The organism is Enterococcus sp. S183_ASV_20 (assembly GCF_018919685.1).
Taxonomy (GTDB): domain Bacteria; phylum Bacillota; class Bacilli; order Lactobacillales; family Enterococcaceae; genus Enterococcus; species Enterococcus faecalis.
The window spans coordinates 207,715-233,124 of record NZ_JAHLRI010000001.1; the positions used below are offsets into that span (position 1 = coordinate 207,715).

Annotated in this window: 21 protein-coding genes and 1 pseudogene; 6 read left to right on the forward strand and 16 right to left on the reverse strand. The window is 35.9% G+C overall.

Annotated elements, in window-relative coordinates; all coding sequences use genetic code 11:
- Window positions 1-20 precede the first annotated feature (20 nt).
- The 9 genes and pseudogenes from gelE to KQI94_RS01055 all read right to left on the reverse strand — a co-directional run.
- Window positions 21-1,553, reverse strand: a complete 1,533-nt coding sequence (gene gelE, locus KQI94_RS01015) for a M4 family metallopeptidase coccolysin (protein WP_002369251.1) — start codon at window positions 1,551-1,553, stop codon at window positions 21-23.
- A gap of 234 nt (window positions 1,554-1,787) precedes the next feature.
- A complete protein-coding gene (fsrC, locus tag KQI94_RS01020) occupies window positions 1,788-3,131 on the reverse strand; it encodes a GHKL domain-containing protein (RefSeq protein WP_002386893.1) in 1,344 nt (447 codons plus the stop codon).
- Window positions 3,128-3,856 carry an accessory gene regulator AgrB gene (locus KQI94_RS01025; RefSeq protein ID WP_002369249.1) on the reverse strand — a complete coding sequence of 243 codons (729 nt, stop codon included), beginning with the start codon at window positions 3,854-3,856 and terminating at the stop codon, window positions 3,128-3,130. Before KQI94_RS01025 ends, fsrC begins: the two co-directional genes overlap by 4 nt.
- An 88-nt stretch (window positions 3,857-3,944) precedes the next feature.
- Entirely contained in the window at window positions 3,945-4,676 is a 732-nt protein-coding gene (fsrA, locus tag KQI94_RS01030; RefSeq protein WP_011109506.1) for a response regulator FsrA, read from the reverse strand.
- 418 nt (window positions 4,677-5,094) lie between these two features.
- Window positions 5,095-7,053, reverse strand: coding sequence for an amidase domain-containing protein (locus KQI94_RS01035; protein WP_002382428.1), 1,959 nt, complete (start codon window positions 7,051-7,053; stop codon window positions 5,095-5,097).
- An 81-nt stretch (window positions 7,054-7,134) separates the two neighbouring features.
- Window positions 7,135-12,762 carry a TIM-barrel domain-containing protein gene (locus tag KQI94_RS01040; RefSeq protein WP_002390431.1) on the reverse strand — a complete coding sequence of 1,876 codons (5,628 nt, stop codon included), beginning with the start codon at window positions 12,760-12,762 and terminating at the stop codon, window positions 7,135-7,137.
- Window positions 12,763-13,265: 503 nt separating this feature from the next.
- Window positions 13,266-13,661, reverse strand: a complete 396-nt coding sequence (locus tag KQI94_RS01045) for a hypothetical protein (RefSeq protein WP_002369244.1) — start codon at window positions 13,659-13,661, stop codon at window positions 13,266-13,268.
- A gap of 47 nt (window positions 13,662-13,708) precedes the next feature.
- Window positions 13,709-14,725: an alcohol dehydrogenase AdhP gene (gene adhP / locus KQI94_RS01050; protein ID WP_002357219.1), complete on the reverse strand. Its 1,017-nt coding sequence runs from the start codon at window positions 14,723-14,725 to the stop codon at window positions 13,709-13,711.
- A 208-nt stretch (window positions 14,726-14,933) separates the two neighbouring features.
- A pseudogene (locus tag KQI94_RS01055) lies at window positions 14,934-15,263 on the reverse strand (DUF3324 domain-containing protein); the annotation flags it as partial.
- A gap of 18 nt (window positions 15,264-15,281) precedes the next feature.
- Here KQI94_RS01055 and larC point away from each other — a divergent pair.
- Both larC and larD read left to right on the forward strand, forming a co-directional pair.
- Window positions 15,282-16,220 carry a nickel pincer cofactor biosynthesis protein LarC gene (larC, locus tag KQI94_RS01060; protein WP_195805283.1) on the forward strand — a complete coding sequence of 313 codons (939 nt, stop codon included), beginning with the start codon at window positions 15,282-15,284 and terminating at the stop codon, window positions 16,218-16,220.
- Between the two features lie 14 nt (window positions 16,221-16,234).
- On the forward strand, window positions 16,235-16,945 hold the full coding sequence (gene larD, locus KQI94_RS01065) for a D/L-lactic acid transporter LarD (protein ID WP_002357197.1): 711 nt from the start codon (window positions 16,235-16,237) through the stop codon (window positions 16,943-16,945).
- 203 nt (window positions 16,946-17,148) lie between these two features.
- On the opposite strand, the gene KQI94_RS01070 is transcribed toward larD, so the two are convergent.
- The 4 genes from KQI94_RS01070 to KQI94_RS01085 are packed head-to-tail and all read right to left on the reverse strand — an operon-like array spanning window position 17,149 to window position 19,821.
- Window positions 17,149-18,018 carry a PTS system mannose/fructose/sorbose family transporter subunit IID gene (locus KQI94_RS01070; RefSeq protein WP_002382434.1) on the reverse strand — a complete coding sequence of 290 codons (870 nt, stop codon included), beginning with the start codon at window positions 18,016-18,018 and terminating at the stop codon, window positions 17,149-17,151.
- Window positions 17,993-18,844, reverse strand: a complete 852-nt coding sequence (locus KQI94_RS01075) for a PTS sugar transporter subunit IIC (protein ID WP_002357194.1) — start codon at window positions 18,842-18,844, stop codon at window positions 17,993-17,995. Before KQI94_RS01075 ends, KQI94_RS01070 begins: the two co-directional genes overlap by 26 nt.
- Before the next feature lie 33 nt (window positions 18,845-18,877).
- Window positions 18,878-19,375, reverse strand: a complete 498-nt coding sequence (locus KQI94_RS01080; protein WP_002357192.1) for a PTS sugar transporter subunit IIB — start codon at window positions 19,373-19,375, stop codon at window positions 18,878-18,880.
- 14 nt (window positions 19,376-19,389) lie between these two features.
- Window positions 19,390-19,821: a PTS fructose transporter subunit IIA gene (locus KQI94_RS01085; RefSeq protein WP_002369242.1), complete on the reverse strand. Its 432-nt coding sequence runs from the start codon at window positions 19,819-19,821 to the stop codon at window positions 19,390-19,392.
- A 580-nt stretch (window positions 19,822-20,401) separates the two neighbouring features.
- Between KQI94_RS01085 and KQI94_RS01090 the strand changes: the two genes are divergently transcribed.
- The gene (locus tag KQI94_RS01090; protein WP_002369241.1) at window positions 20,402-20,689 is read left to right on the forward strand and encodes a hypothetical protein; all 288 of its coding nucleotides are present in this window, start codon (window positions 20,402-20,404) and stop codon (window positions 20,687-20,689) included.
- Window positions 20,690-20,934: 245 nt separating this feature from the next.
- Here KQI94_RS01090 and lacB read toward each other — a convergent pair whose 3' ends face one another.
- The gene (lacB, locus tag KQI94_RS01095) at window positions 20,935-21,450 is read right to left on the reverse strand and encodes a galactose-6-phosphate isomerase subunit LacB (RefSeq protein WP_002369240.1); all 516 of its coding nucleotides are present in this window, start codon (window positions 21,448-21,450) and stop codon (window positions 20,935-20,937) included.
- A gap of 25 nt (window positions 21,451-21,475) precedes the next feature.
- Entirely contained in the window at window positions 21,476-21,904 is a 429-nt protein-coding gene (lacA, locus tag KQI94_RS01100) for a galactose-6-phosphate isomerase subunit LacA (RefSeq protein WP_002357188.1), read from the reverse strand.
- 222 nt (window positions 21,905-22,126) lie between these two features.
- On the opposite strand from lacA, the gene KQI94_RS01105 reads away from it, so the two are divergent.
- The 3 genes from KQI94_RS01105 (at window position 22,127) to KQI94_RS01115 (ending at window position 24,423) form a co-directional block, all read left to right on the forward strand.
- On the forward strand, window positions 22,127-22,621 hold the full coding sequence (locus tag KQI94_RS01105) for a PTS sugar transporter subunit IIA (RefSeq protein ID WP_002357187.1): 495 nt from the start codon (window positions 22,127-22,129) through the stop codon (window positions 22,619-22,621).
- A gap of 1 nt (window position 22,622) precedes the next feature.
- Window positions 22,623-22,925, forward strand: coding sequence for a PTS fructose transporter subunit IIB (locus KQI94_RS01110; RefSeq protein WP_002357185.1), 303 nt, complete (start codon window positions 22,623-22,625; stop codon window positions 22,923-22,925).
- Between the two features lie 94 nt (window positions 22,926-23,019).
- A complete protein-coding gene (locus tag KQI94_RS01115; protein ID WP_002357183.1) occupies window positions 23,020-24,423 on the forward strand; it encodes a PTS transporter subunit IIC in 1,404 nt (467 codons plus the stop codon).
- 40 nt (window positions 24,424-24,463) lie between these two features.
- Here KQI94_RS01115 and KQI94_RS01120 read toward each other — a convergent pair whose 3' ends face one another.
- On the reverse strand, window positions 24,464-25,216 hold the full coding sequence (locus KQI94_RS01120; RefSeq protein ID WP_002369238.1) for a DeoR/GlpR family DNA-binding transcription regulator: 753 nt from the start codon (window positions 25,214-25,216) through the stop codon (window positions 24,464-24,466).
- Window positions 25,217-25,410 lie beyond the last annotated feature (194 nt).

Below are 25,410 nucleotides of genomic sequence, written 5' to 3' on the forward strand. Positions count from 1 at the left end.
ATTTAATTGGGGAATTTTTTTCATTCATTGACCAGAACAGATTCACTTGGTTGGTTTACCTGAATGTCCTCTTTAGCTCCGATTCCAGCAGAGTTAAAGGCTGCTGATACCACTGAAGCTGCTTCATCGCCATATTGAACTTTTGCAGCAGCAAGCATCGCATCACGAGCATCACTGAATTGTGCTTTAGGTGTTAAGTAATTTACTAACGAGCTGTAGAAAATAGTCTGTGCTTTTTCAATGCCTAAGTTCTGGATAATGGTGTAACCAATCCGATTAATAATTCCACTATTATAATGAACACCGCCTTGATCATAATAAGGCGTTCCTTTATACCGTGCTCGATCGTCGTATTGAGCCATGGTTTCTGGTTGTCCGTGTTTACTTGGCGTTTGTAAATTTCGAATACCTGTTTTTCGGTCAACACTCTGAGTATCCGCACCAATTTCTGGATTAGATGCACCCGAAATAATATAACCCATCAAATCAGAATAAGATTCATTCAACGCACCTGATTGTCCTAAATATTCTAAACCGGCAGTATGTTCCGTTACACCATGTGTCATTTCATGACCAACTACATCTAAAGAGGAAGCATACGTTTTTCCTGTTGGTGTACTTGTTTCACCATAACGCATTGCTTTTCCATCCCAAAAAGCATTGTCATAAGCATCTGGATGTTGTTCATCAACAACTGACAAGATGGGCATCCCTCGATCATCAATACTGTGTCGTTGGAAATGATCTTCATAATATGTTTTCACAAATTTTCCATGCGTATAGGCGTCAACAGCATTCTGATTTAATGCTACTAGTGATGGTGCTTGAATAATAGAATAATTATTTTTGCCATCAACTACTGCATGGTAAACCCCTGTGTTATCCGTTCCGTGTAAAGCAATTCCCGTATTGCTTTTTTCAACTGGCACATTAAACGCTACTTGAAAAGAGTTTTTTAACGTTACTTCACTACCGACATGTTCCGTTAAATCTTGTTTTTCCATAATTGTTCCATCTGTAGCGTTCACTTTATAAACCAATGATACGGGGTCACCAGTTGGCGAAGAAGTTACTCTGACTTTATAAAATAATTGCCCCTCATTATTTACACGTTTGTCAATAGCTAAAAAGACAAGATCTTTAGTTTCCGGATTATCAGAAGCAATAATTTTTTTAACTCCTTCTTCACCGATTGCATCAACCGATTGAATTTTCACTACTTGATCAACTGGATTTCCTGTAACACTTGTTACTGCACCATTTCTATCTAAATGAATAATCACATTATCTGAATCAACAGTAACGCCTTCCGTTTGCTTTTCTAACTTAAGATGCTTCATCCCCCACGCATCTTCTTTTCGATCTACAACCGTATATTGTTCAGCAGCTGCCTCAGAAATTGCCTCCTTTTCCAACTTCGATAAAACTGTTGAAACTTCACTTTCTGAATAAACTTGTTCTTCTGCGGCTACAAAAAGTGAAGAAAATAGACATGAACTTCCAACAAAGATGCCTGTACCTAAAATGTATAAAATTTTATTTCCCTTCATCAAACAATTAACTCCTTCCCCAGTTTCCTTTTATTTCTTTTCCCAACAAAAGTATTGCTTTATCCTCCCTAATTTTTCCCGTTAAACGACCGCCCCTTTCCCTGCGTAAATATTTGTTGCTATTTTCATTATAGACAACTACCTAACCGGCACTATCTAAATTCCTTAATCAGCCGACATTTTTCCCTGTATTGCCCCTCATAACTCAATACCATAGCAAAAAAGTTGTTAACAAATTCATTCGTTAACAACTTTTTTACTGTTATGATTTTTTTCAATAATTAAATGTTGAGTGACCGCTCCTTCATTGAAGGACGTTTGCAAATCAAATTGATCTGAAAAATCAACAATTTCTTTTACATATAACAATCCCCAACCGTGCTCTTCTGGATTACTTTTAGAACTAAATTTGGTTTTCTTCATAACCTTAAAATCAAATTCGGCTTGGACACTATTTGTTATCACAAACTCTTGTGTTTCATTTTTATTGAAAATTGAGATAGCGAACATTTTCAATTCTGATTTTGCACTGTTTTCAATCGCGTTATCTAATAGAATAGCCAACAAACGAATCACAACCACTAAGTCGATTGATGTATCAAGAATAAATACTTCTGGCACATCAACAATCACTTTTAGTTTTGCTTGCTTTGCGGTATTAATTTTCATACTTATGAGTGCCTTAAGTTCCATATTTTTCAAACGATTTAACTTCATAAGTTCAAATTCTTCATTATCAATAATTTTTTTGGTTGGTGCAATCGTTTCTTCATAAATTCTTTTGATTTCCAGAATATCTTCGTATGAAATAGCAATTTGTAAACTATACAATAAATTTTTATAATCATGACGAAACATCGCTAGCTCTTCGTTAATGGATTCTATTTTTTCAGTATAAATCGTTAAATTATTCAATAATTGAGTGTTGATACGTTGTTCTTCCAAATAAGCTTCAATGACTAAGCCAATCAGAATTAAAAATAAACCTACACTTATTAATAACTCCAATTTAGAACTATTTACCGTGACAAATCCTCGCATAAAGTCAGGTGAAATCTCTGGCGAAATCAAAAACACAAAAAGTAACAACAGAATCAACAATAAAAGTAAACAACCAAAAAAAATTCGGCTATTTTCTAACACACGATTTAATCTTAAAAAAACACTATTGGGAATTTTTAAAGCAATCCAGATATTTATAAGCAACAGAAGAACATTTGAGGCAATCCATAATAATTTATTTTGATAAATCTGTTGAAAAAAAACACTTAAAATCGTTTGCTCCGTGTAATTGATAAACGAAACCATAAGCAATGTAAAAACAGACAAAAATATCGCTTTAAAAATTGAGAACCTCTTTTTGTGAATGAGTAAAAATCCTGTAAAAATAACGACTGTCAGCGCATAAATCAACCAAGAGTAGCCCAACATTAATGCCGCAAACGAACAAAGATTAATGACAATAAGCAATGAAAGTAACGGTATTTTACATTCAATCTTGATCAATGTTACTCGTAAAAAGACAAAAACGATAAAGCTAGATACAAGCAAAACGTTAGTAGCTAATAACGACAAAATCATTTTTCAATATTCTTTTTAGGTTTTTCAGTTTGTCCCATCCATTGTCCAAATATATTGGGCGAATTTTGATTTAATCTAGGCTTAGTTCCCACACCATCACTAACTTTTGCAACTCTTTTTTCAATAACATTTTTAATTATTTTTTTACCAAATTTCATAAAAACACTTCCTTCAATTAAATTTTTTGTTACAGGGAGTATCATCAGACCTTGGATGACGAGACCGTAGAGTATTACTGAAGCAATCTTTTCTTTGACAAACAGACTACATAAAATAAGTAAACACACCCTTATAAGGCTTTGCTTTTTGAGCACGTTTAAATCAGATGGCTGAACAGGTTCAATCGCTGTTCCTTGTGGCGCATACCAATAAAATAATACGACTAAGAGGCACATCAATAGAATTTTATAAATAAACGGTAAGCTCACAGAAGAATTTTTCAATACAAATGGTATGGCGACATAGATAACAATGCTTTCTAGACGACAGAGCCATTTAGTTTTTGCATGCCAGCCACCTGCGACAGGCCGTAAAAAAATCAGTACGACGTATACAATAAAGGTTTCGCTTAACGTCCCAAATAAAACTGATAAAATCAGAATCATCAGAAGATTAAATAAGCCAGAAAAATAAACGGTTAGATAATACTTTGTCCATTGTGTTTTTCCTGATTGATCTTCCTGATCCATATCCATAATATTTTTTAGAATCCAATCGATTAGCATATCGCCCTCCTCTTCAAGTATTGCACTAAATTATAACGAATATAGCGACTAATAGATAGATAATTCCTTAATTAGTCATTATCCCTCCCTAAGTAAGAAATAGTGCCTTGACCTGAGTATAATATCTTCTTGAGACTGGTACTTCCGTTCCGTCTCTCATAGTTAAAAGATGCGTTTTATAATTTAATTTTGACGCATATTTTTTATTGATGATGATTGATTGATGGACTCTAATCAAATCTGGATGCAGTTGTTCAATTTTTGATAACGTTCCATAAAATTCTCTTTTAAAATTTTTACCAACCATTGACACACGATGATCGTATTCCGTTTGAAAGAAATAAATATCATTAATATCCATTTTTATAGAAGACGCTTTTAAGTTAATGATAATATATTCACTTTTTGTCTTTATATTTTCTTTTTGTTGAATATATGCATCGACACATGTTTCGACCTCTTTTTGGAAATCTAGAAAATCCACGTTCTTTTGAATAAATTGAAGAGCTGAAACCATATATTTGTAGGAAGTTAAAACTAATTCTGTGTGAGTAGAAATAAATACAATCAGACTTTCACTGTCTGTTTTTCTGATTTCTTTAGCAACCTCAAATCCTGCCTGGATATGATTGTTCATTTGAATATCTAGGAAAAAGATATTTAGTTGGGCGTCCTGGTGTGCCACTTGTAATAATTCATCTGAACGTGAAAATAAATGGATTGTTTCATTATAAATATTTCTTGAATGTAGGATATTTGTTAACAATACTTCTAACGCTTTTGCTTGAATAATTTGGTCTTCTAATATATAAATAGCCATTTGTTCACTCATCCCTTTCTCAAGAAGATATAAAATTACACAACAAAAGACAAATGATTATAATGTTCAATCAATTTATACACCAATAAAAGAGATAAAAAATTGATTGTCTGTTAGTATATTCACATAAATTTAGTATAGCGATTTCAGTAGTTTCCTGCAAACAAAAACATAAAATAACAAAGGATCAAGAAAGAGTACTTTGGACTATTCATCTTTTTCTAACGAATCATGAGGACTATTGTCTCTTCGTTGATGAAAAACAAAGAATCAACCGCCAAACTGTTCTTGTCATTTTATACATGACAAAATCAATTCATTGGTCGATTCTGGTTAATTTAATTTGTTAGTTCACACATGGATCATTGTACTAATTTTTTACTTAAACATCCACACTTCTTCCTGTTGAATGAGTCGCTTAAGCGCCAATGTAGGTCACGCCACTACTATAAGCAATTACATTAGGTAAGACACGATACGAAATCGTTTGATCATTGATGACATTGCTTTCAGAAATAATGATTCCATCAGAAGTGACCGCTTCAACAAAAGCAACATGTCCATATTGATTATCTGCGCCAGCAACTCCTGGTTGGAAACTAATCGCACGACCAGCTTTAGGCAATGAACTAACTTGATAGCCTAATGCACGTCCTTTTCTTCCCCAGTCACTGCCATTTCCCATAAATTCATCCACAGAAGTGCCCAACTGTTTGAAACGATTATAGACATACCACGTACATTGGCCCACGGGATAGCTACCACTTCGATTATAATTGATCCCATCATAGACTGGAAAATGCATTTGTTGCTGTTCCGCTTCCGACAGCTTATTTTTAGATTGGATAATCAAACCGTCCACTGTTTTTGGTAAATCAAATTGGGTTAAGTTATAAACCGCAATTAACGAATTTAATTTATTATCGTATTGCTTGTCTGTTGCATATTTACCTGTTAAAAAACGCGTTGCTTGAAGGTAGTTTTTGGCTTCCGAACGCCACGCTGGTTTATAAAAATCTTGATTTCCGTCAATCCCTTGTCGGAGTAATTGAACATAATCTTGCAGTGAGTCATTATAGCCACCGTAATCGCGAAACCCAGCGGAAATTGTATAAAGTTGGCCCCTCTGATCAGCCTCTTTTGTTGAAAAGCTAACACTATTTCCTTGGAACGAACCTTTCACGCCAAAGAGATTATAATAAGGTTCTTTGGCTAGTTGACTTTCGCCAGAGCCACTTTCTAAAATAGCCTGAGCTATCATTACTGATGCAAAAACATCGTATTTTTCGCCAAGTTCTCTGGCTGTCTCACCAATTTTTTTAATAAACGCTGTGGTTTGTTCTGACTTCTGCATTTCAAATGACGCACCATATGTTGCTAAAACTTCTTTGCCATACTCCGTTAATATGAACTCCTTAAAAGGATTAGTCACTACCAAGCGTTTTTCCTCTTTTGAGTCTGGTTGTTGTTTGGCAGTATAGATATTCTCTAACTGAGCGATTACTTCTGGTTTCTCTTTAGAATCCGATTCCGCTGCGGCAATTAAATATTTTCCTTGGCCAAGATAAACACCATTTTGAAGCGTTTTTCCTTCAGCTGTTTGCCAAAAAATCAGATCACCAGGTTCTGCCTCCTCTATAGAACGAACTTTACCAAATGTCATTTGTTCTTGCGGCGTACTGCCAATGTCTATTTTAAATAATTGTTGGTAAATTTTTTGGGCAAGGAAACTACTGGTCAATGCTTGCTCCGTCAAATTAAATTCTTTTTTTGTTTTCCCAACGTGTCTTAATGCTTCAGCGACCACGACTGCCCGTTTCTTTTCGCCAAAAGACGACAACAGTGGAAGTTCGTAGCCTTTTAAATTTGAAGAAGCTATTTCATCTACTTTGAGGGACGGATTTAACGATACAGCCTGATTTTCTTCAACAAAGTTATTGTTGGCTTCAGGAACTTGAATAGGTTCTTCGGGTTCTTGCTTGGTCACAGGAACTTGTGGTGGTTGCGATTGTTCAACAGGCTGCGTGATTTCTGATGATACCGTTGGCTCTGTAGGTTCTTTTTTTGTTTCAGAACTAGTATTTGTGGTTGTCGTTTCTGTCGTTGACTGACTCGTTGATTCGGTAGTCGTATCGGTAGAACTACTTGATTCAGATGACGAACTACTAGTGGACGTTGTCGATGTAGCAACAGTTGTTTCGGTTGTTTCGGTTACTTTTTCTTCCGAAGTAATTGTCGTTTCCGAGGACAGAGCTGTTTGTAGCGAGCTACTTGGTAATTCTGCAGCCAACGTAACAACTGGAGCGACTTCCAAACTCAGAAGAACGAGAATACTTGTTAAAACAAGTAGTTGATTCTTGATTTTCTTTCTTTTCATTCGTAAAAATCCTCTCCTATTACTTACTTGCGCATTTGCACACTGTTTTTGTACAAATGCGCCTTGTAAGTTAATGATACGCTAATTTTGCTCTTTTTTATTTTTGAAGAATAATTTTCCTAAACCAATACTTACTATCAATAGAAAACCACTGATTGACCAGATTGGCGAAACAACTTCATTTGCTTTTGGCAAAGTACCAGAAGTGGTGGTTTTCGTTGTCGTTCCACCTGTTGCTGTGCCCTTTCCTTGGCTGGTTACACCACCAGTACCGCTAACCGTGCTATGATTTCCATTGTTGCCTGTAGAGTTGCTACTGATTGGCTCTTCTGCCATTGCTTCAATGGCTTGTGATAAAATACTTAAACATTTGTCCACAGCTTCTTGCGTCGCATTTGGGTCCTCAACAAGTGCTTTTGCTTGTTTAATTGCTTCAGCTAAAGCTTCTTGCGATGCTTTTGTAAATTGTTTTCCTGCTTTAGGTTTCAAGGTTTCTGCTTTTTGAAGCAGTTCTTTCAACTTTGTTTTATCCGTTTGAAGGACTTGTTCCTCTAAACTATCCAAAGCAGTTTTTACATTTTTTTCAGCAATATCAATTTGTTCTTGCCGAGCATTTTTATCAGCTAAAATCCCTTCCGCTTGGTCAATTGCTTCAGTTAAGCGCGCTTTAGACTCGCTGGTAAATTCTTTTCCGGCAGATGGTTTGATTGCTTTTGCTTTGGCTATCATTGCCTCTAAGGCTTTTTTATCTGTAACTAACACTTCTTCTTGTAACCCATCGATGGCACTAGTTAATTCAGCAACCGCTTCATCAATCATTTTTTGATTAGCTGCTGGGTTTTTCAATGTGTTTTTAGCTGCTAAAAGCGCTTTTTGTAACTCTTGTAACGAGGAGGCAGTAAATTGGTGCCCTTCACTTGGAGTGACTTGCTGCGCTCGTTTGACTACTTCTTGTAATTGGTCTTTATTTACAAGGGGTACTTCTTTTAATTGAGCCATTGCAGTTTCCAATGCGTTTAGAGCCTCTGAGACTTCTTCTTTTGTCGCCGTTTCTTTCGCTACGATTGCTTCAGCCGCTTGAATTGCTTCTTGCAATTGTTTTTCTGTTTCTTTTGTAAATTGGTATCCTTCTTCCGGCTTTCTTCCTCGGGCTTGAGCGATTTGCTCTTTTAAGGTTTCCTTATCAACGGCGACGGGTTGTTCTTTTAATTGTGCAATTGCTTCACGCAATGTTTTAGTCGCTTGGTCTATTTCTTCTTGAGTAACTTTTTCTTGAGCAAATACTTTTTGAGCTGCTGCTAATGACTCTTCGAGAACTTTTTTAGTTTCTTCGGTGAATTCTTGCCCATCACTTGGTTTCTTCGCTAGCCCCTCTTGAATTGCTTTTTCTAAATCAGCTTTATTCGCTACATCAGGCATTTTTTCCAACTGACTTGCAGCCTTTTCTAGGTTTTCCGCGGCAGCAGAAACGTCTGTCTGTGTGGCTTGTTCATTGGCTAGAACAGCTACTGCCTCATCTAAGATTGGTTTAAAGATTGCCCAAGTTTCAGGCGTATATTCTTTTTCGACACGTGCTTGATTTAGCGTAATTAGCGCTTGTAATAACTCTTTATCTACTAGCTCTGTGGGCTTCACTGTTACAGAAAAATCTGAAAGTGTGGCTTGTTGGAATCCTTGGCCTACTAATAAGCCTTGACTCATATCAAATTGTAATGGCTGCTCAACAGTTGTCGCACGTTTTACGCGAGTTGTTTCTTTTACTTTAACTTTAAAGGTAACTAAGTCCATTGAACCATTTAACAATTGTTTATTTCCTTGATTACTAAGAACTAAATATAGATTCTCCACATCATTTGAATGTTTCCGATATTTAGAATAATTTTCCATTTGTTGTGTATTATTCGTGGTTGCAGGCTGACCGACAAGTTCAAATTTGCTAGAATCAAAGGACATTTTTGTGCTTAACGCATTAATGTTTTTTAAGTCTTGACCTTTAAGTATAAAGGTTAATGTATCGCCAGGAAGATAAGTATCCTTGCCATTTTCATTAACCACAGCAAGGGATAAACCGCCCGCAATTTCTTCGACATCAGGTATCTCAATCCCACCATCTAATTGTCGTAAAACATAACTGATATCATAAGCATCAATTACCCCATTTTTATTTAAATCACCTTTTTCAACATAGCCATTAAAGTCACTGTCCACAGATTCTAAGCCTGTATAGTTTCGATAACTCATTGCATCATTTTCATCAATCGTTCCATCGTTAGTAATGTCTCCATGTAAGATTCCTTCTGTTCCTGGTTGTTTGTAAAAGAGCATCTCACGACCAGAGCCAAAATTACCCACCGATTTTAATACCTTCATTTCAACAAAACGATACGCTTGGTCCTTCGTTTCAATGGTTTTTGTCAAAGCATCTTGCTTCCAGTTAATAGGTTCTGAAAACTCTGTCCAATTAGCTCCATCTTTCGACGTCCGATACTGGAGCTGCAAAATATTTCCGTTGCCGGCATTGTCTCTTGGCAAGTATTCAATTTTATCCATTTGATACTCCGCACCAAGATCAAATTTTAAAGACAAGAAATTTCCATCACTTGGATTAGCGATGCCTGTTGACCAGTTCGTATGCCAACCTGTACTCAAATCTTTATCTGTTAATTTCTTCAATTCTGCGCCTGGTTGTTCTGGTAAATTACTTGTTGCTTTGACTTGATTAATTGTTTCTTTATAGGGATCATCTTGTGTTTTTCCTTTAATCGGTTCACTCCATTCAGAGACCCCGTTTTTTCCAACAGCTCGAACTCGAAAAGTATGTTCGCTTAGGAAGGAAAATCCATCAAATGTTGCTGTATTCGTTTGAATATTTCCGAAAACAGTCCCGTCACGCTCTACTTCATAGCTTGTTGCCTCAGTTACTTGATCCCATTGAAGAGTCAAAGAAGATGGCGTTGTTTTTTCTTCATTGATTGCGACATTTGCCGGAATAGTTAACTGGTCATCGACCGTTGTATTTCCTCCGTCAACCGTTCCTTTATTAATGAAACCTTTGACAGTTATTTGAACATCTTTGGCGGTCACAGATTGTTTCGCTAGTTTTACTGATAACGCTGATTGGTTCAGTTTTTCTCCTGAAGCTTCAGAAAGATACTGATTCACTTGGAATTCTTTATCAAAATAATATAGATTTGTGCCAGCTAAAAATTCTTCTTTATTAGCTGCTTGTTTCAAGGTTACTTCTGTCCCCCCCACCATTGCTGTTACGCTTTCGGGCGCTTCTGAAGCTAGCAAATCAAGCGTGGTGCTTCGTTCATCAACAAAGTCTTTATAACTTCCTTTTGTCGGTTCGATAGTAACGGTCAGATCCCCTTTTTCGTTTGATTTAGGGCCTTGACTATTTATTTTAGTCGTAGCTGATTGCCCAGCTTCATAACTAGTTGAAATTCCGTCATCTTCATACATATTAAAAGAAGTGGTGCCATTTGGATAAATCAAGAAAGATCGTTGATCTCGTTGGATTTCCTTTGGATTGTTGTTTGGATTCGTCATTGGGATAATACTGCCATCTTTGACGAAAACGGGCACCTTCCACAGCGGTGTTTTTACTCCATTTAAGACACGGCCACCTTGATATTTTTCGCCTGTAAATAAGTCAACCCAGACTTGTTTTTCATCTGGTAAGTAGATTCCATCACGGATTGAATTTCCTGCCTCATCTTGATTGCCATTATAAATTGGGGCAACGAGTAAATTTGGTCCCCACATATATTGGTATTGAGAATCTTTTGTATATGCTGTTCCTTCATTAGGAAATTCTAAAGCCATGGCCCGTACCATTGGTAGTCCATCAACTGATTCCTTGGCAATACTGTAGTTATAAGGCATCATCATTGATTTTAATTTTAGATACGCTCGGTTCAAATCTGTGGCTTCTTGATCAAAAGCAAATGGCGTTTTTGGATTGGAGCCCCAGCCGTCCATATTTAGCTGCACTGGTGTAAAAGTTTTCCATTGGAAATCACGTATGTTGATCTCTTTATTTTTTCCACCAAAAATTCCATCCATATCTGAACCGACATTTGGTTGTCCAGACAACGAAGTCCCGATATATGTTGGGATATGGAAGCGAATATATTCCCATTGACCACCCGTTTGATCGCCTGTCCAAATACCAGCGTGCCGTTGGGTTCCGGCCCAACCATCTAATGAAACAATCATCGGACGAACTGCGCCGTCTGTTTCTTTTACAAAAACATTCGCGGCATCTTCTACACCATTTAAGCCAAAGGAATACCCATACCCGACCCACGCCACGTCAGTTTTGAGAGCTTTAACACCAGCGACACTAACTTCTTTCGCAATATCCCGTTCTCCTTTTTTAGGATTTTTAGGATCCGCTGGATGGAGATTAGATTGAGTCCACAGCCCCACTTCAACACCATTGGCTTGAGCATACTCTGTAAATTCTTTTAAGTTTTGTACATCGCCGTCCAATGAATCTGTTTGGCCATAGCCAGCACCGTAGCCGTCATTTGGCAAGAACCACCCTAACGGCATATCGTTTTTCTTATATCGATCAATAACTGCGCGTGCAGAAAATTGATAATTCTCTTTTTCTCCATTTAAAGATTCTAGCGTGCCATTTAAGTTTCCTAGATCGCCTGGTTGGTATTCTTTGTAAAAATTACCATCTTCAAACTTAACTGCTCCCGCGGTTCCTTCTGCTACTTTCACCCAATAGTCCCGATTATACGCGTTTAAATGCGCTTCATAGAACCCGTATTCTGGCATCAAAGCTGGTTTCCCAGTTAATTCATAGTAATCTTTTAAAATACCTGCTGAGGAATCATTAAAGAAATAAAAAGCATCAAAATCTGTTCCTTCGTGCGTTGTTGTGGTTTTTTGTGGATCATGACTTCCAAAATCATAGTTGCCAGGTTTCCATGTATTTCGAACAACGCCATACCCTGCAGTTGACCAATAAAATGGGTTAGGCGATGCTACTCCGCCATCTACCCAATTGTTCGTATTGACAATCTGGATAGCTGTTCCTTTATGCGTAAATCGACCATTTTGAGTTCCTCCGCCAAAATAATTTTCTTGACTACTTTGTTTTAACGTTTGTGTAGCTTTATCATTTTTAAAGGATAGCGGAGCGGTTTCTTCTAAAATAACTTGATTCTTTTTCTTGTCTAGAACCTTCATTAAAGCGCTTTCTTTTTCGAACATAATTTTTAAACCATTATTTTCTAGAATAAATTGGTTTCCTGAATCTGTGACGTTCGTTTGCTCAAAGGTTTGTGTACCATAGTCGGCCATTGTTTTAGCCGTAATTTTCGCAACATGCTTTGGATCATTTGGCGTTGGATATTCTTCAAATTTACCAGTTGGATCTAGATGATAGCGAAAAAGATGGTCGTTTAAAATACTAATTTGTGCTTTTTTTCCAGAAGCATACGTAATGACAAAGTTTTTCTCCGCTTTTTCAATCGACACAATTGCTCCGACTGACGTTGCTGAATCAGCTACGTCTTCTTTTGCTGTTTGCTCTTGCGCATCAACCACTTGAGAATCCATCGTAACAAACGAATGGAACGCCAATACAGACGAACTCACTAATAAAAATGTCAACCAGTGCTTTTTACCGTAAATTTTTTTACCCTGATACTCTTTGTTCATTTTTTCCTCCTTAAAATTGCTCCCCATAGAATAGTTCCGACAAAATTACTCACAAAATCCAAAACCCAACAAAGTTTTATCCAGATGAAAAGTCATAACGATTTTCTTAGTTTACTGAGACTGTTAGAAAGTCAGTTTCAGTAACCCCTTCATAAACACATCCTTTCAATAAAATATTAAATGAAAACAATCTATTTTCATCTTATATAAAAATTTTAGTACAGAATCATAATTTCCTAATGAATGCGTTTTCATTTGTTGACTACCAATTTTTCACTTTTTTAATAACATAATTATCGTATGATGGTTTTTTTGTGTTTGTCAACGGTTAATTATAGCAGCCACCATTAACAAGTATTAACCCTTGATAAACCTGTTAATTCACTTATAATGATGATTTTATTGCGAAAATATCTACATCAGAAAAAGAAAGACTTTTTCAAAAATCTAATACCTGTTGCTCAAATCTAGTCTATTTAAAAATAATCAACACCCTCCTGCTCAGCAAGAGGGTGTTAATTACTCGTTTTTTAGTGATTGATTTGACTTGCTGGTGTGAAAAGCAAACTAATGATGATGCCAACTATCAGTACCGCTAGCAATATAAAAATTAACTTTCCAAACCGGTGATAGGGATTGATCGAAAGCCCAATCCCATAAACTTTCGGAACCCACAAAGGAGGCGTTGGATTATCTTTTTGATCTTTATAGGCTATCTTTAAAATCTGCCACGCAAAATACAACAATGGTAAAACCATAATTACCCCAACTATACCTAGCCATTTTGCTAATAAGTCACTAGTATGCAAAAGAATGATTGTCAGAATTGGTACAAACAAAAGAATAAAGCTAATTGTGGCTCCCACTTGTGCTTGCTTAAGCAGTCGTCTCTCACGGAGAGTAAGATTTGCAAACATTCCATCCATCCTTTCATGGTTTTCAGATTAAATCAACGAATCACTAAAAAACTAAATTAACTGCGAAAATCAATGACCATGCGCCCGCGAATTTTTCCTTGTTCCATTTCTTCAAAAATAGCATTAATTTCTTCTGGTTGACGTGTTTGACAAACAGGAACAACTTTTCCTTCTGCACCGAATTGGAAAGCTTCTCTTAAATCTTGACGGGTTCCAACTAACGATCCGACTACGTGAATGCCATCAAGAACAAGACGTGGAATAGATAAATCCATTGTCTCAACAGGCAATCCAACGGCGACAACCGTTCCTCCCGCACGGACTGCATCGACTGCGCCATTAAATGCTGATTTAGCTACCGCAGTGACTACTGCTGCATGGACACCGCCAATTTCTTTTTGAAGTTGTGCAGCAAAATCAGGATCTTTAACTGGATTAATTAAAAGATCAGCACCCATTTCTTTCGCAAAAGCTAACTGATTATCATTCACATCAACAGCTACTACTTTTGCATTAAAGACATGCTTGGCATATTGTAAAGCTAGATTACCTAGCCCACCTAATCCTGAAATCATTAGCCATTGACCTGGACGAATCCCAGATTCTTTTATCGCTTTGTAGGTTGTTACCCCTGCACAAGTAATAGAGGAAGCTGGCTCTGATGCTAAATTTTCTGGCACTTTCACTGCATAACCGTCTGTGACGATGCATTCTTCGGCCATGGCACCATCAACTGTATATCCAGCATTTTTTACTGAACGACAAAGCGTTTCTCGACCAGAAGTACAATATTCGCAATGCCCGCAGCCTTCATAAAACCATGCAACAGATGCACGATCACCAATTTTTAAACTAGTAACGTCTTTTCCAACCTCCGTCACAATCCCAATTCCTTCGTGACCTAAGGTACAACCGCTAACATCGCCAAAATCTGCATTCTTAACGTGTAAATCCGTATGACAGACACCACAGACTTCCATTTTCAACCGCGCTTCATTATCTTTCAATGGACGCGATTCTTTTTCAACAATTTTTGTTGTTTTTCCTTTTGCTGCGACAATTGCTTTATACATGGTTCTTTCCTCCTTGTTTCTATTGTGAATCATTGAACAATAATAGTATAATACTACTTTCCAAAATAAGGAACACCAATGACTTGCGTAAATTAACGCTAATTTGACAATTTATCCTTGCTAGACAGCTATTCTTCCCTTATGTCATAGATAATTCATACTGGCATGATTTTTTCTGCATAATTGTCAACTATTTTAAAGGCAGGTTTTACAACCTCATTTTTCCCTTCTTTTTTCCCAAGATATAGCAGACGGTACCTAAAATAACTAGAATTAAAAAGGCCATGAGGTACTTAAGCCAGTGAAGGTTTTTGACTTTATGATCAACAGAACGCTTATTATACTGATCAGCTTGCTTTTTGTTTATCGTGAAATCTTTTGAGAACGTCCAGCTCCCCTCATGGTTTTTCAACTTAATGGTATAGGTATAGTCTCCAGGTTTAAACGAATCTTTCAGTAAAATAGGCAGATCAAACCTTGTGTTTGGTGCAAAACTCAGATTATTTTTCTTTTCGTGAATGATCGTTTTGTTTGTTCCTTAATTGAAAAAAGCGACTTGTCCAATTTTGTAAAAAAACATAGTAAAAATGTTTTCTATGACATTGCAAAAGCTGAAGCTGCTGTTCATCAACAAACAATTGACACTATTCATTTTCATGAAGTTGGAGCAATTGATTCAATTGTTGACATCGTTGGCTTTTTTATCCTATGGGAACAGTTAGAGATTGAACAAGTCTATTCAACGCCAATTACAGATGGAAGTGGCACTATCACAATTGCCCATGGAGTCATGCCAATACCAGTTCCCGCTGTGATGGAATTACGTAAAGAAACGAATTTAATCATTCAACAAGACTTTGAGATAAAAACTGAACTTGTCACACCGACTGGCTTAGCTATTTTTAAAGAACTTAGTCCTCTATTTGTCGCACCAGAACAACGATTAATTGAAAAAATAGGTTACGGATTTGGCAAACGGGAAACAGGCAAGTTCAATGCCCTCAGAGGATCAATCTTTACTGAAACACATAGTAAAAAAAAGAGGACAGAACACCATGACCAAGTCTTAAAAATTGAAACAAATATAGACAATCAAACACCTGAACAGTTAGGTTACGTAATGGATCTATTATTAGAGCATGGTGCTCTAGATGTTTTTTTCACGCCCATTCATATGAAAAAAAACCGAAGTGCCATTCTATTAACGGTTTTAACAACAACAGAGGAAAAAGAATATTTTACAGAACTACTCTTTAAACATACTTCTACAATTGGTATGCGTTTTCAAACAATGGAACGTAGTGTGATGGACCGTTCTTTCAAAATCTTGGAAACACCTTTTGGTAAGGTCCATATTAAAAAAAATCATTATCATGGCCTATTGAAAGAGTCTATTGAATACCAAGATTGTGAACGAATTGCTAAACAATATAATTTTACAATCGAGGAAGTCTATCGCCTCGTCCAAACATTAAATAACAAAACTATTGATTAAAGGAGCTTTATCTTATGTTTCATCATATCTTATCAGAATTTATGGGAACTGCATTAATGATCGTATTTGGGGTAGGTGTTCACTGCGACGATGTCCTAAAACGAACAAAATACGCTGGTTCTGGTCACATGTTTGCAATCACTACTTGGGCTTTTGGAATCTCTGTTGTTCTGTTCGTCTTTGGCGGAGTCTGTATTAATCCAGCAATGGCCCTCGCTCAAGCTATTTTAGGAATGATTCCATGGTCTTACTTCATTCCCTATGTCATCGCTGAAATGTTAGGCGGCATTTGTGGCGCCGTCATTGTTTATATTATGTATGCTGATCATTTCAAGCTATCCGCCGATAGTGTCGATCCGATCGCCATTCGTAATATTTTTTCTACAAATCCGAACCAACGAAATTTACCAAGAAACTATTTTGTTGAAACTTTTGCAACATTCATTTTTTTAACATCTATTTTAGCGATTGCACATTCCTACGAAACACAACTACCCATTGCTGTTGGCTTGCTTGTTTGGGCAATCGGCATGGGGCTAGGTGGTACTACAGGATTCGCAATGAATCAAGCACGTGATTTAGGTCCTCGTATCGCCTATCAACTTTTACCAATCAAAAATAAAACCAATAATGATTGGCAATATGGGTTGATTGTTCCCGGAACTGCACCGTTTTTAGGAGCCATTTTTGCGACACTTTTCGTAAAATTTTTCCTAAAATTCTAATAAACCAACTAAATTTCTAAAACAAAAAAATATATAAAATAGAAGCTAGTCTCTAAATTTCTTCTATTTTATATATTTTTATTTTAATCACAAGATTTTTTCTGTGTCTTAGAGAGTAAGAATTTAATTTATTAGCTTTTTCGTTATCGGTTTTATGCAAAAGTCAGTTTGCTCTAACAGCTAGAGTCCTTTTTGGTGATTGTTCAGTAAGTTAATCCTGGATTGAAAACACCTAATAAAACGCCAACGAGAGAAATAACAACTAAAATAAGCATCGTCCAAATAGCGGAAACATGTTTTTTGGACATTAACCACCAACAAAACAAGGTAACAAGTATCGTTAATAATCCTGGATAAATACTGTCAATTTTATCTTGCAGTTTAAGGAAAACTTTTCCGTCAGCACCTATTAATTTAAGAGAAGTAGTTACATTTACCCAAGATGCAAGGACCCCACCGACAACCATACTACCAATAACTCCGATAGCAACTCTAACAGCGGCTCCTTCTTTCCCAACTAAGAAACTTACTGCTTTATCACCAAAATGATAGCCTCTAAAATACAAAAAGCGTTGGCCAAAATAGGAAATTAACGTCCAAACAATAATATAAAATATGGCACCAATTGGCGAACCGCCCGTGGACATTCCTAAGGAAATTCCTAACAAGATAGGAATCAAGGTACCATCAACTAATGAATCGCCAATCCCTGCAATCGGTCCCATTAATCCTGCCCTCATATCATTAATGGTTTCTCCATCAATTTCATTCTTACTTGCTCTAGCCTCTTCCATACTAGCAGTCACACCAACAATGACCGTTCCAAGCATTGGATTTGTGTTAAAAAAAGCTGTATATGCTTGAATGGCTTTCACTTGGTCTTCATGTTTTGGATAAAGTTTTTTGATAATAGGAAGCATTGAAGAAAGATAGCCGAAGGTTTGCATATGCTGTTGTGAAAAACAAGTTAATGCTCCCCAAAACCATAAATGAAAAGAATGCTTTAACGTTTTTTGGTCTAATTTATTTGCTTTCAACTCTTCCATCTCATATGTCCTCCTCTTCGTCATCATTCGTTAGACTTCCTGTTGAATCAACCAGTTTAGTATTGTTTTTAATCAAAGCAATTTTATAAAAAATTACAGCAAAAAGAAGCGCAATAATCGTTATTGAGACTAAATTGAGTTTTAATGAAGCAGCTAATGTGAACCCTACAAAAAAAGGTACAAAATCAATGTTCTTATTAACAATTTGACGTAACAAAATTGCAATTCCCACACACGGAAGCATGCCACCTACAGTAAAAAGCGTTTTCATTGCAAGACCATCCATAGGTAATGCATCTCTCATTGCTGTAACAGCCGTAGCCCCAAAATAGGTTAAAATCACGGTTGGCAAAAAGGAAAAAAGTAGATGAGAAATCCACGGCCAACCAAAATTAATGGCATATAAATGATCAAGCTTGCCTTTTTTTATATCTTTCCAACCAAACGATTGCCAAACTAAATTTAACGCGGCAACAGAATAAAATAATACCGTTCCGATCGTTCCAACTAATGTGCCGACCGATTTAGCCAGGTCGGCTGCAGAGCCGCCAAGTGGATCTAACCCTTTGGTCGAAATCGCCACCATCGCCAAAGGAATCCCGATATATGAAATTGCCCGCACATCAGCAGACACTGTGCCTCCAGGTGTGACCAAAGCAATGTAAACTAATTGCATTGCTACGCCACAAGCGATTCCTAATTTTAAATCTCCTAAAATAATGCCACAAACTAATCCGCCGACTAAAGGACGCCCAATCGTATAATTTCCCACCGCTTGTCCAGCCATACAAGAATTTGAACACAGACAAGCAAATAGGCCTAAAATAGCCGCTTGTATCCAGTTGATTGTCATAATACTACTCTCCTCTTTTCAAAACTTCTATAATCAGTAACCAAATTTAGCTTTAAAATGCGCCCAAGAACCAATTCGTTGATCAGGTAACAAGGCAAAATCCACTTTGTAACCAGCCTTTTCAATTTCTTCAAAAGCCGCTGCTTCTTCTGCTGTAAAGGATTGGTTATCCCCTAATTTAATTGTCCCTTCGCGATCATTCCCCGGTCCAACATTAATCATTTTTACTTCACTTGGAACAAAATGCCAATCTACCAAAATTTTTTTCATATCCAAAGGGCTCTTTGTAATCAAAAAGTATTTTGACTTAGACGCTAATACTTTATCCTTTACATCAAAAAAATGCGCCATTGTCCAAATAAAGGTTTTTTTATCTTGTGCAGCTGCTTTATATGCTTCCTTTAAAATGGGGTTACTTGCTGCTTTGTCATTCACAGCTATAATGCCATCACATGGCATTTCTTTAGTCCAACGTAAAGTAATTAAGCCATGAATCATTCGATCATCGATTCGAACAAAAGAAATTGACATGTTCATCTTCTCCTTTAGATATCCTCTTCAGTTACATCGCCTTCAGTTATAGTTAACTCTCTAATGCCATGACAAGCATCTGCTACTATCATTTTTTTCAAATCAGATAATTCACTAGTTTCTTTCAATAGAAGCGCATTTAAAGCCATTGGAAAATTCACTCCTCCAACAATCAGAGAATTTTCTAGCATTTTTTGCTTATCTAATACTTTACAAATAGTAGCAAGTGGACTCCCACCTACAATATCAGCCAAAACGATTAGCCTCGTTTCCTGCGGTAATTTTTCAACTTCACAAAGAAACCGCTTACCAAAATTATCGGTAGATTCACCAGGTTGTAAGCCAAACACTCTGACTTTCTCTATCTCATCGCCAGCAAACATCCCTAATGAATTTTTTAACCCTCTAGCAAAATCGCCATGACTGACCAGAACTAAATAAGTCATTTCCTCTCTCCTTTCTTAACATTTCCACTTCAAAATTTTTTAAATCACCTCTTTTTAAGAGTCCATAATACAACTTTTATAAAATGAAAATACTTGCTTCGTTCGCCTCACACTCCTTTGATAGCATGAATGTTTAACAACAGTACCTTTCTAAAATTAAAGTCATTCACTAAAAAAATTCTAATGAATTTGGCTGTTGTAGCTTGATGACAAGGAACAATGACTTTCTTTATCCATAAAAACATTTAGTTGATTACGCTTAAAAAAATAAATAATATAGCAATTCCCAAAAAAGTTTCTTTTGAATAGTCCCTTTTCTAAATTTATTGATTCATTTTTTCAACTATTAGGTTAGCAAAGTCCCAACACACATTCCACCCACAATAGGTGTACATAGTTGTACATTATTCGGAGTTAATCAACTCATTTAAGCTATGGTAAAATAACTATATATCACTCCAATTTTCTAATTATATAGGTCATTCCAGGTCATGCTCTTTTGGATACAACAAAATGAACTTATATCGAATCTATGGTTTTATGCTCTTAATAAATTAAAAAGTAAAGTAGGGATGTTTATATGTCAGCAAAAGAAAAAACGATGAAATATGGATTGGTAGGCCTCTTTTTGGGGATATTGTTATTAGCTCATCTAGATTTATTAGCTGAAAATCTTAGTTATCTTCTCTTAGGATTATTACTTTTACTTGTTGCATATCTAATCTTGGTAAAAAAATTTTATTTTTTCTCAAACTTGATTCCTAAAAATACTACTGATATAAATTTAGGTAAAAAATATGGTACGGCTTCTGGCATCGGCAGTTTAGTTATCGGGATTATTTTAATAATTCTGGGACTATTTTTATAGAAAAATAATTACTAAAATAAAACAAGCAGCGAAACCATAAAAAGTACACGAGAAAAGAACTCGTGTACTTTTTATGGTTACCTGTATAGCCTTCAATTTGTTCCTTTGTTACTTCTTTTTCTTAATAATGCTCTTTACAGTGCCACATTAAAACAGCAATAAAAATTAATGAAGGGGAATTTAACTCAAATACCAATGATTATTATTTAAGACCACTTTCTTAAGTAACCTTCATTGATTAAATACTAATCGTGATAGACTCCTCGTTGCCATTTATCTAAAAATTCATCGAAAAAGTGCGCATCTTGTTGTTCTGGATGTTGTTTTTCAACTTGATTAATTTTTTCAATTAGTTGTTCGTTGTCTTCTGTTGGATGATAGTGTGCTTCAATAAAGGCAGCAGCGATATCACAGATCAAGAATTCTCCTGTTATTTTCCCACCGAAACCAATAACATTTGCGTTCAATTCCTCTTTCGCATACAACGCTGTAGTCATATCGCGAACTAAAGCAGAACGGATACCCGGCACTTTGTTAACCGCATTGGTAATTCCAACGCCTGTTCCGCAAATACATATACCCAAATCAGCCTGATTGCTCATTACGGCTTCTCCCACTTTTTTTCCGAAAATAGGATAGTGAGTTCGAGTAAAATCATACGTGCCTACATCTAAAATTTCATATCCCTTTGCTTTCAAAAAATCAGAAACTGCTATTTTGGTATCCGTCACAATATGATCACAACCAATGGCAATTTTCATAAAAACGCTTCCTTTCTATTATTTATTAAGCCATTTTATTTAACATATCTACACGTATTTGATGACGCCCGCCTGCATAATGACCTGTTAAGAATTCTTTTATTATGTTTTTGGCTAGTTCCGTTCCAACAATTTTTGCGCCCACCGTGATCATCCGAGCATTGTTGTGTTCTCGCGCCATATATGCAGAACGCTCATCTGACAACTCAGCGACAATCATTCCTTTAATTTTAGCAGCAGTCATAAAACTACCTGCCCCATAACCATCAAAAACGATTCCTAAACTTTCAGTATCCTTTAAAACTTCATGAGCAACAGCAAGCGTTGCTTCTATAAAGTCTTCCGAAGCACTTTCACTTTTATCGATTACCTCAACTTTTTCTTGCAATAAGTATTGTTTCATTTCTGCTTTTAATTTTATTCCATCTAAATCTGAACCAAGTATGACACGCATTTTGTTTTCCTCCTTACCTCGTGTATCTACTATTAAAATTCTGTCCCTTTCTTTAAACTCAAATCCCCTTCTCGAAAACATAATAAAACAATATCAAACTTTATTCAACATTTATTTTCTTTTTTGTTTATTATTGTTTAATATTGTGTTGACATCTTTTTGAAAGCGTTTTATATTATACTTGTAAATAAATAATAATATATTAAAGAAACGAGGGGTTCTATGGTTATTAAAACATCGATTTTTTCATTAGATACTACCTATATTTCAAACAAAAAAACACAAGAAGAAGTTTTTGAAGAAGTTTATTTAGACTTGTTAAAAAAGAAATTAGTTACACCTGATTTTCTAACTAATTTATTGGAACGAGAACACAACTATCCGACTGGTTTAAGTTTAACACCGATTGATCCTGCACTACCGAATATCGCCATTCCGCATACCGAAAGTACCTTTGTACGGACGACAAGAATTATCCCGATTAAATTGAAACAATCCTTATCATTTCATAACATGATTATCCCAGATGAAACGCTCTCTGTTTCCTTTCTTTTCATGATTTTAAATGAAAACGGTATTGAACAAACGGGTCTTTTAGCGACTATCATGGATTTTATTAACACGACAGACCGTTCATCACTATTGGCTTTTTTTCAATGTGAAGATAAAGAAGAAGTTTATCGTTTTTTACAAAAAAATTTTAAAGGAGAGATTTAACATGATCAAAATTTTAGCTGCATGTGGGGCTGGGGTAAACTCTAGCCATCAAATCAAATCTGCATTAGAAACAGAATTATCTAAAAGAGGCTACCAAGTTTCTTGCGATGCCGTAATGATTAAAGATATCAATCAAGAGATGCTATCCCATTATGATATTTTCGCCCAAATCGCCAAAACAGATTTGGGTTTCCCAATCACGATTCCTGTAGTTGATGCAGGCGCAATTCTTTATCGAATTCCAGCAATGGCTGAACCTGTTTATCAACAAATGGAAAGTATCATTCACTCTTTAAACAAATGATTTCCTTTTCAGACTAATTACTTACGCTTCACTGTCAACAATAACAAAACTAAGATAAAAATTTTGTTATCTTAGCTTATGAAGGAGAAAATAAATGAATACGATTATTGACCTAGCAAATACAATTTTTAAACCTTTAATTGATTTAGGTGCTGCTCCTTTAATGACTATTGTTTTAACACTGATTGCCCTTTGTTTTAAGGTAAAACCCACTCGCGCATTAGAAGGTGGTCTTAAACTAGGAATTGCTTTAACTGGTATCAGTGCTATTATAGGAATTTTAACTACTGCTTTCTCAGATGCAATGGCCTCTTTCGTAGAACGTACAGGAATTTCTTTAAATATTACCGATGTTGGTTGGGCACCTTTGGCCACCATCACTTGGGGATCTCCTTACACCCTTTACTTTCTTTTAATTATGGTGATTGTCAATGTCATTATGTTAATTCTAAATAAAACAAACACATTAGATGTGGATATTTTCGACATTTGGCATCTATCGATTGTTGGTTTATTTGCTATTTTTTGTGGCGCAAACTTAATAATTGCAACAATCTTAGTTATTTTCATAGGTGTTTTAAAAATTATCAATTCTGACTTAATGAAACCAACGTTTAACGATTTACTTAACGCCCCAGATACCAATCCTATGACTACCACACATATGAACTATATGATGAACCCAATCATTATGGTTTTTGATAAAATTTTTGATAAGCTTTTTCCTTGGTTAGACAAATACGATTTTGACGCTGCCAAATTGAATAGTAAAATTGGCTTTTGGGGATCAAAATTTGCCATTGGGATTTACTTAGGGATTTTTGTGGGTCTTTTAGCTGGCCAAACACCCACGCAAATTTTTTCTCTATCCTTTACGGCTGCAGTCTGTTTGGAACTATTCTCTTTAATTGGAACTTGGTTTATCGCTGCAGTTGAGCCTTTATCCCAAGGGATCACTGATTTTGCTTCGAATAAATTAAAAGGACGTACACTTAATATTGGTTTAGATTGGCCTTTCTTAGCTGGTCGTGCTGAAATCTGGGCAGCAGCTAACGTATTGGCTCCAATTATGCTATTAGAAGCCATTGTCCTACCTGGCAATAAACTTTTACCACTTGGCGGAATTATTGCAATGGGTGTAACCCCTGCTCTACTAGTAGTAACAAGAGGTAAACTCATCCGAATGATTATCATTGGAGCAATCGAATTACCTTTGTTCTTATGGTCTGGTACCCTAATTGCACCGTTCGTTACCGAAACCGCAAAAAAAGTTGGCGCTTTCCCAGCGGGTCTAAATAATAATACTTTAATTTCACATACTACCATGGAAGGGCCAATGGAAAAATTCTTAGGATACTTAGTCGGCAATGCATCACAAGGTCAACTCGAATTTATTTTATACGCATGTCTGGCGCTAGTCGCCTATCTACTGATTTTCATTTGGTATGCAAAACAAATGAAGAAGCGAAATATTATTTATGCTCAAAAAGCTCAATAAGGGGAACTAAAAAGAAGAGGTGCATCTGCACCTCTTCTTTTTAGTAGATCACCCTGACAACTTTTTCCAATACTTTAGATGTGTCAAATTTATCTTTATTTGTAACTACCGCTGTCACTTCTTCTAATTGATAAAAAGAATAAAAATCCTGTTTCTCTACTTTAGAAGTATCCATTAACAAATATTTTTCTATTGAGTTATCTAATGCAATTGCTTGTGTTTGTCCTTCTTCAATAGTGGCTGTCATAATTTTATTATCTTTTAACGCATTGCAACTAAAAAATGCTTTATGGAAATGCATTTCTTCTAATGCTTTATTAGCGATTTCTCCAAAAAAAGATTTAGTTAAAAGTCGCATTTCTCCACCAACCAAATAAATGGTCAACGCATTCTTTTTTTTACTTAACGTTTCAAACACAGGCAAACAGTTTGTTACTACTCTTAAATGTTTAAATTCCATTGCCTCGGCCAAAAGTTCAATAGTTGTTCCTGGTCCTAGAAAGATAGTTTCTTCTTCGTGAATTAAACTTAATGCTTTTTGGACAATTTCTTTTTTTTCAACACTATTAATAATTTGTTTATCAGCATGAGACAATTCATGTGGACGATATGTATTTAAACTGCTAGCTCCTCCATGTACTCGTTTTAAACGCCCCGCTGCTTCTAATTCTGTCAAATCTCTACGAACAGTCATATCCGAAACATTTAATCGTTCCATAATTTCAGTAACTTTGATTGCCCCTTTTTGATCTACTAGAGAGACTATCGCATTTAATCTTTCTTCTTTTAGCATTTTCATCGCTCCATTGTTAGTATATCTTTTATTCTACGATAAAATACTTACTATGAATACTAAAACATTTCTCCATTTATTTTAACATGAACGACGATTTGTAAAAAATTGACGATTTAGCCTATCTTTATATAAACAGATATCACTTCAACGATTGATTCAGATCTATTTGAGCCTAGTCAAACAGAGATCTA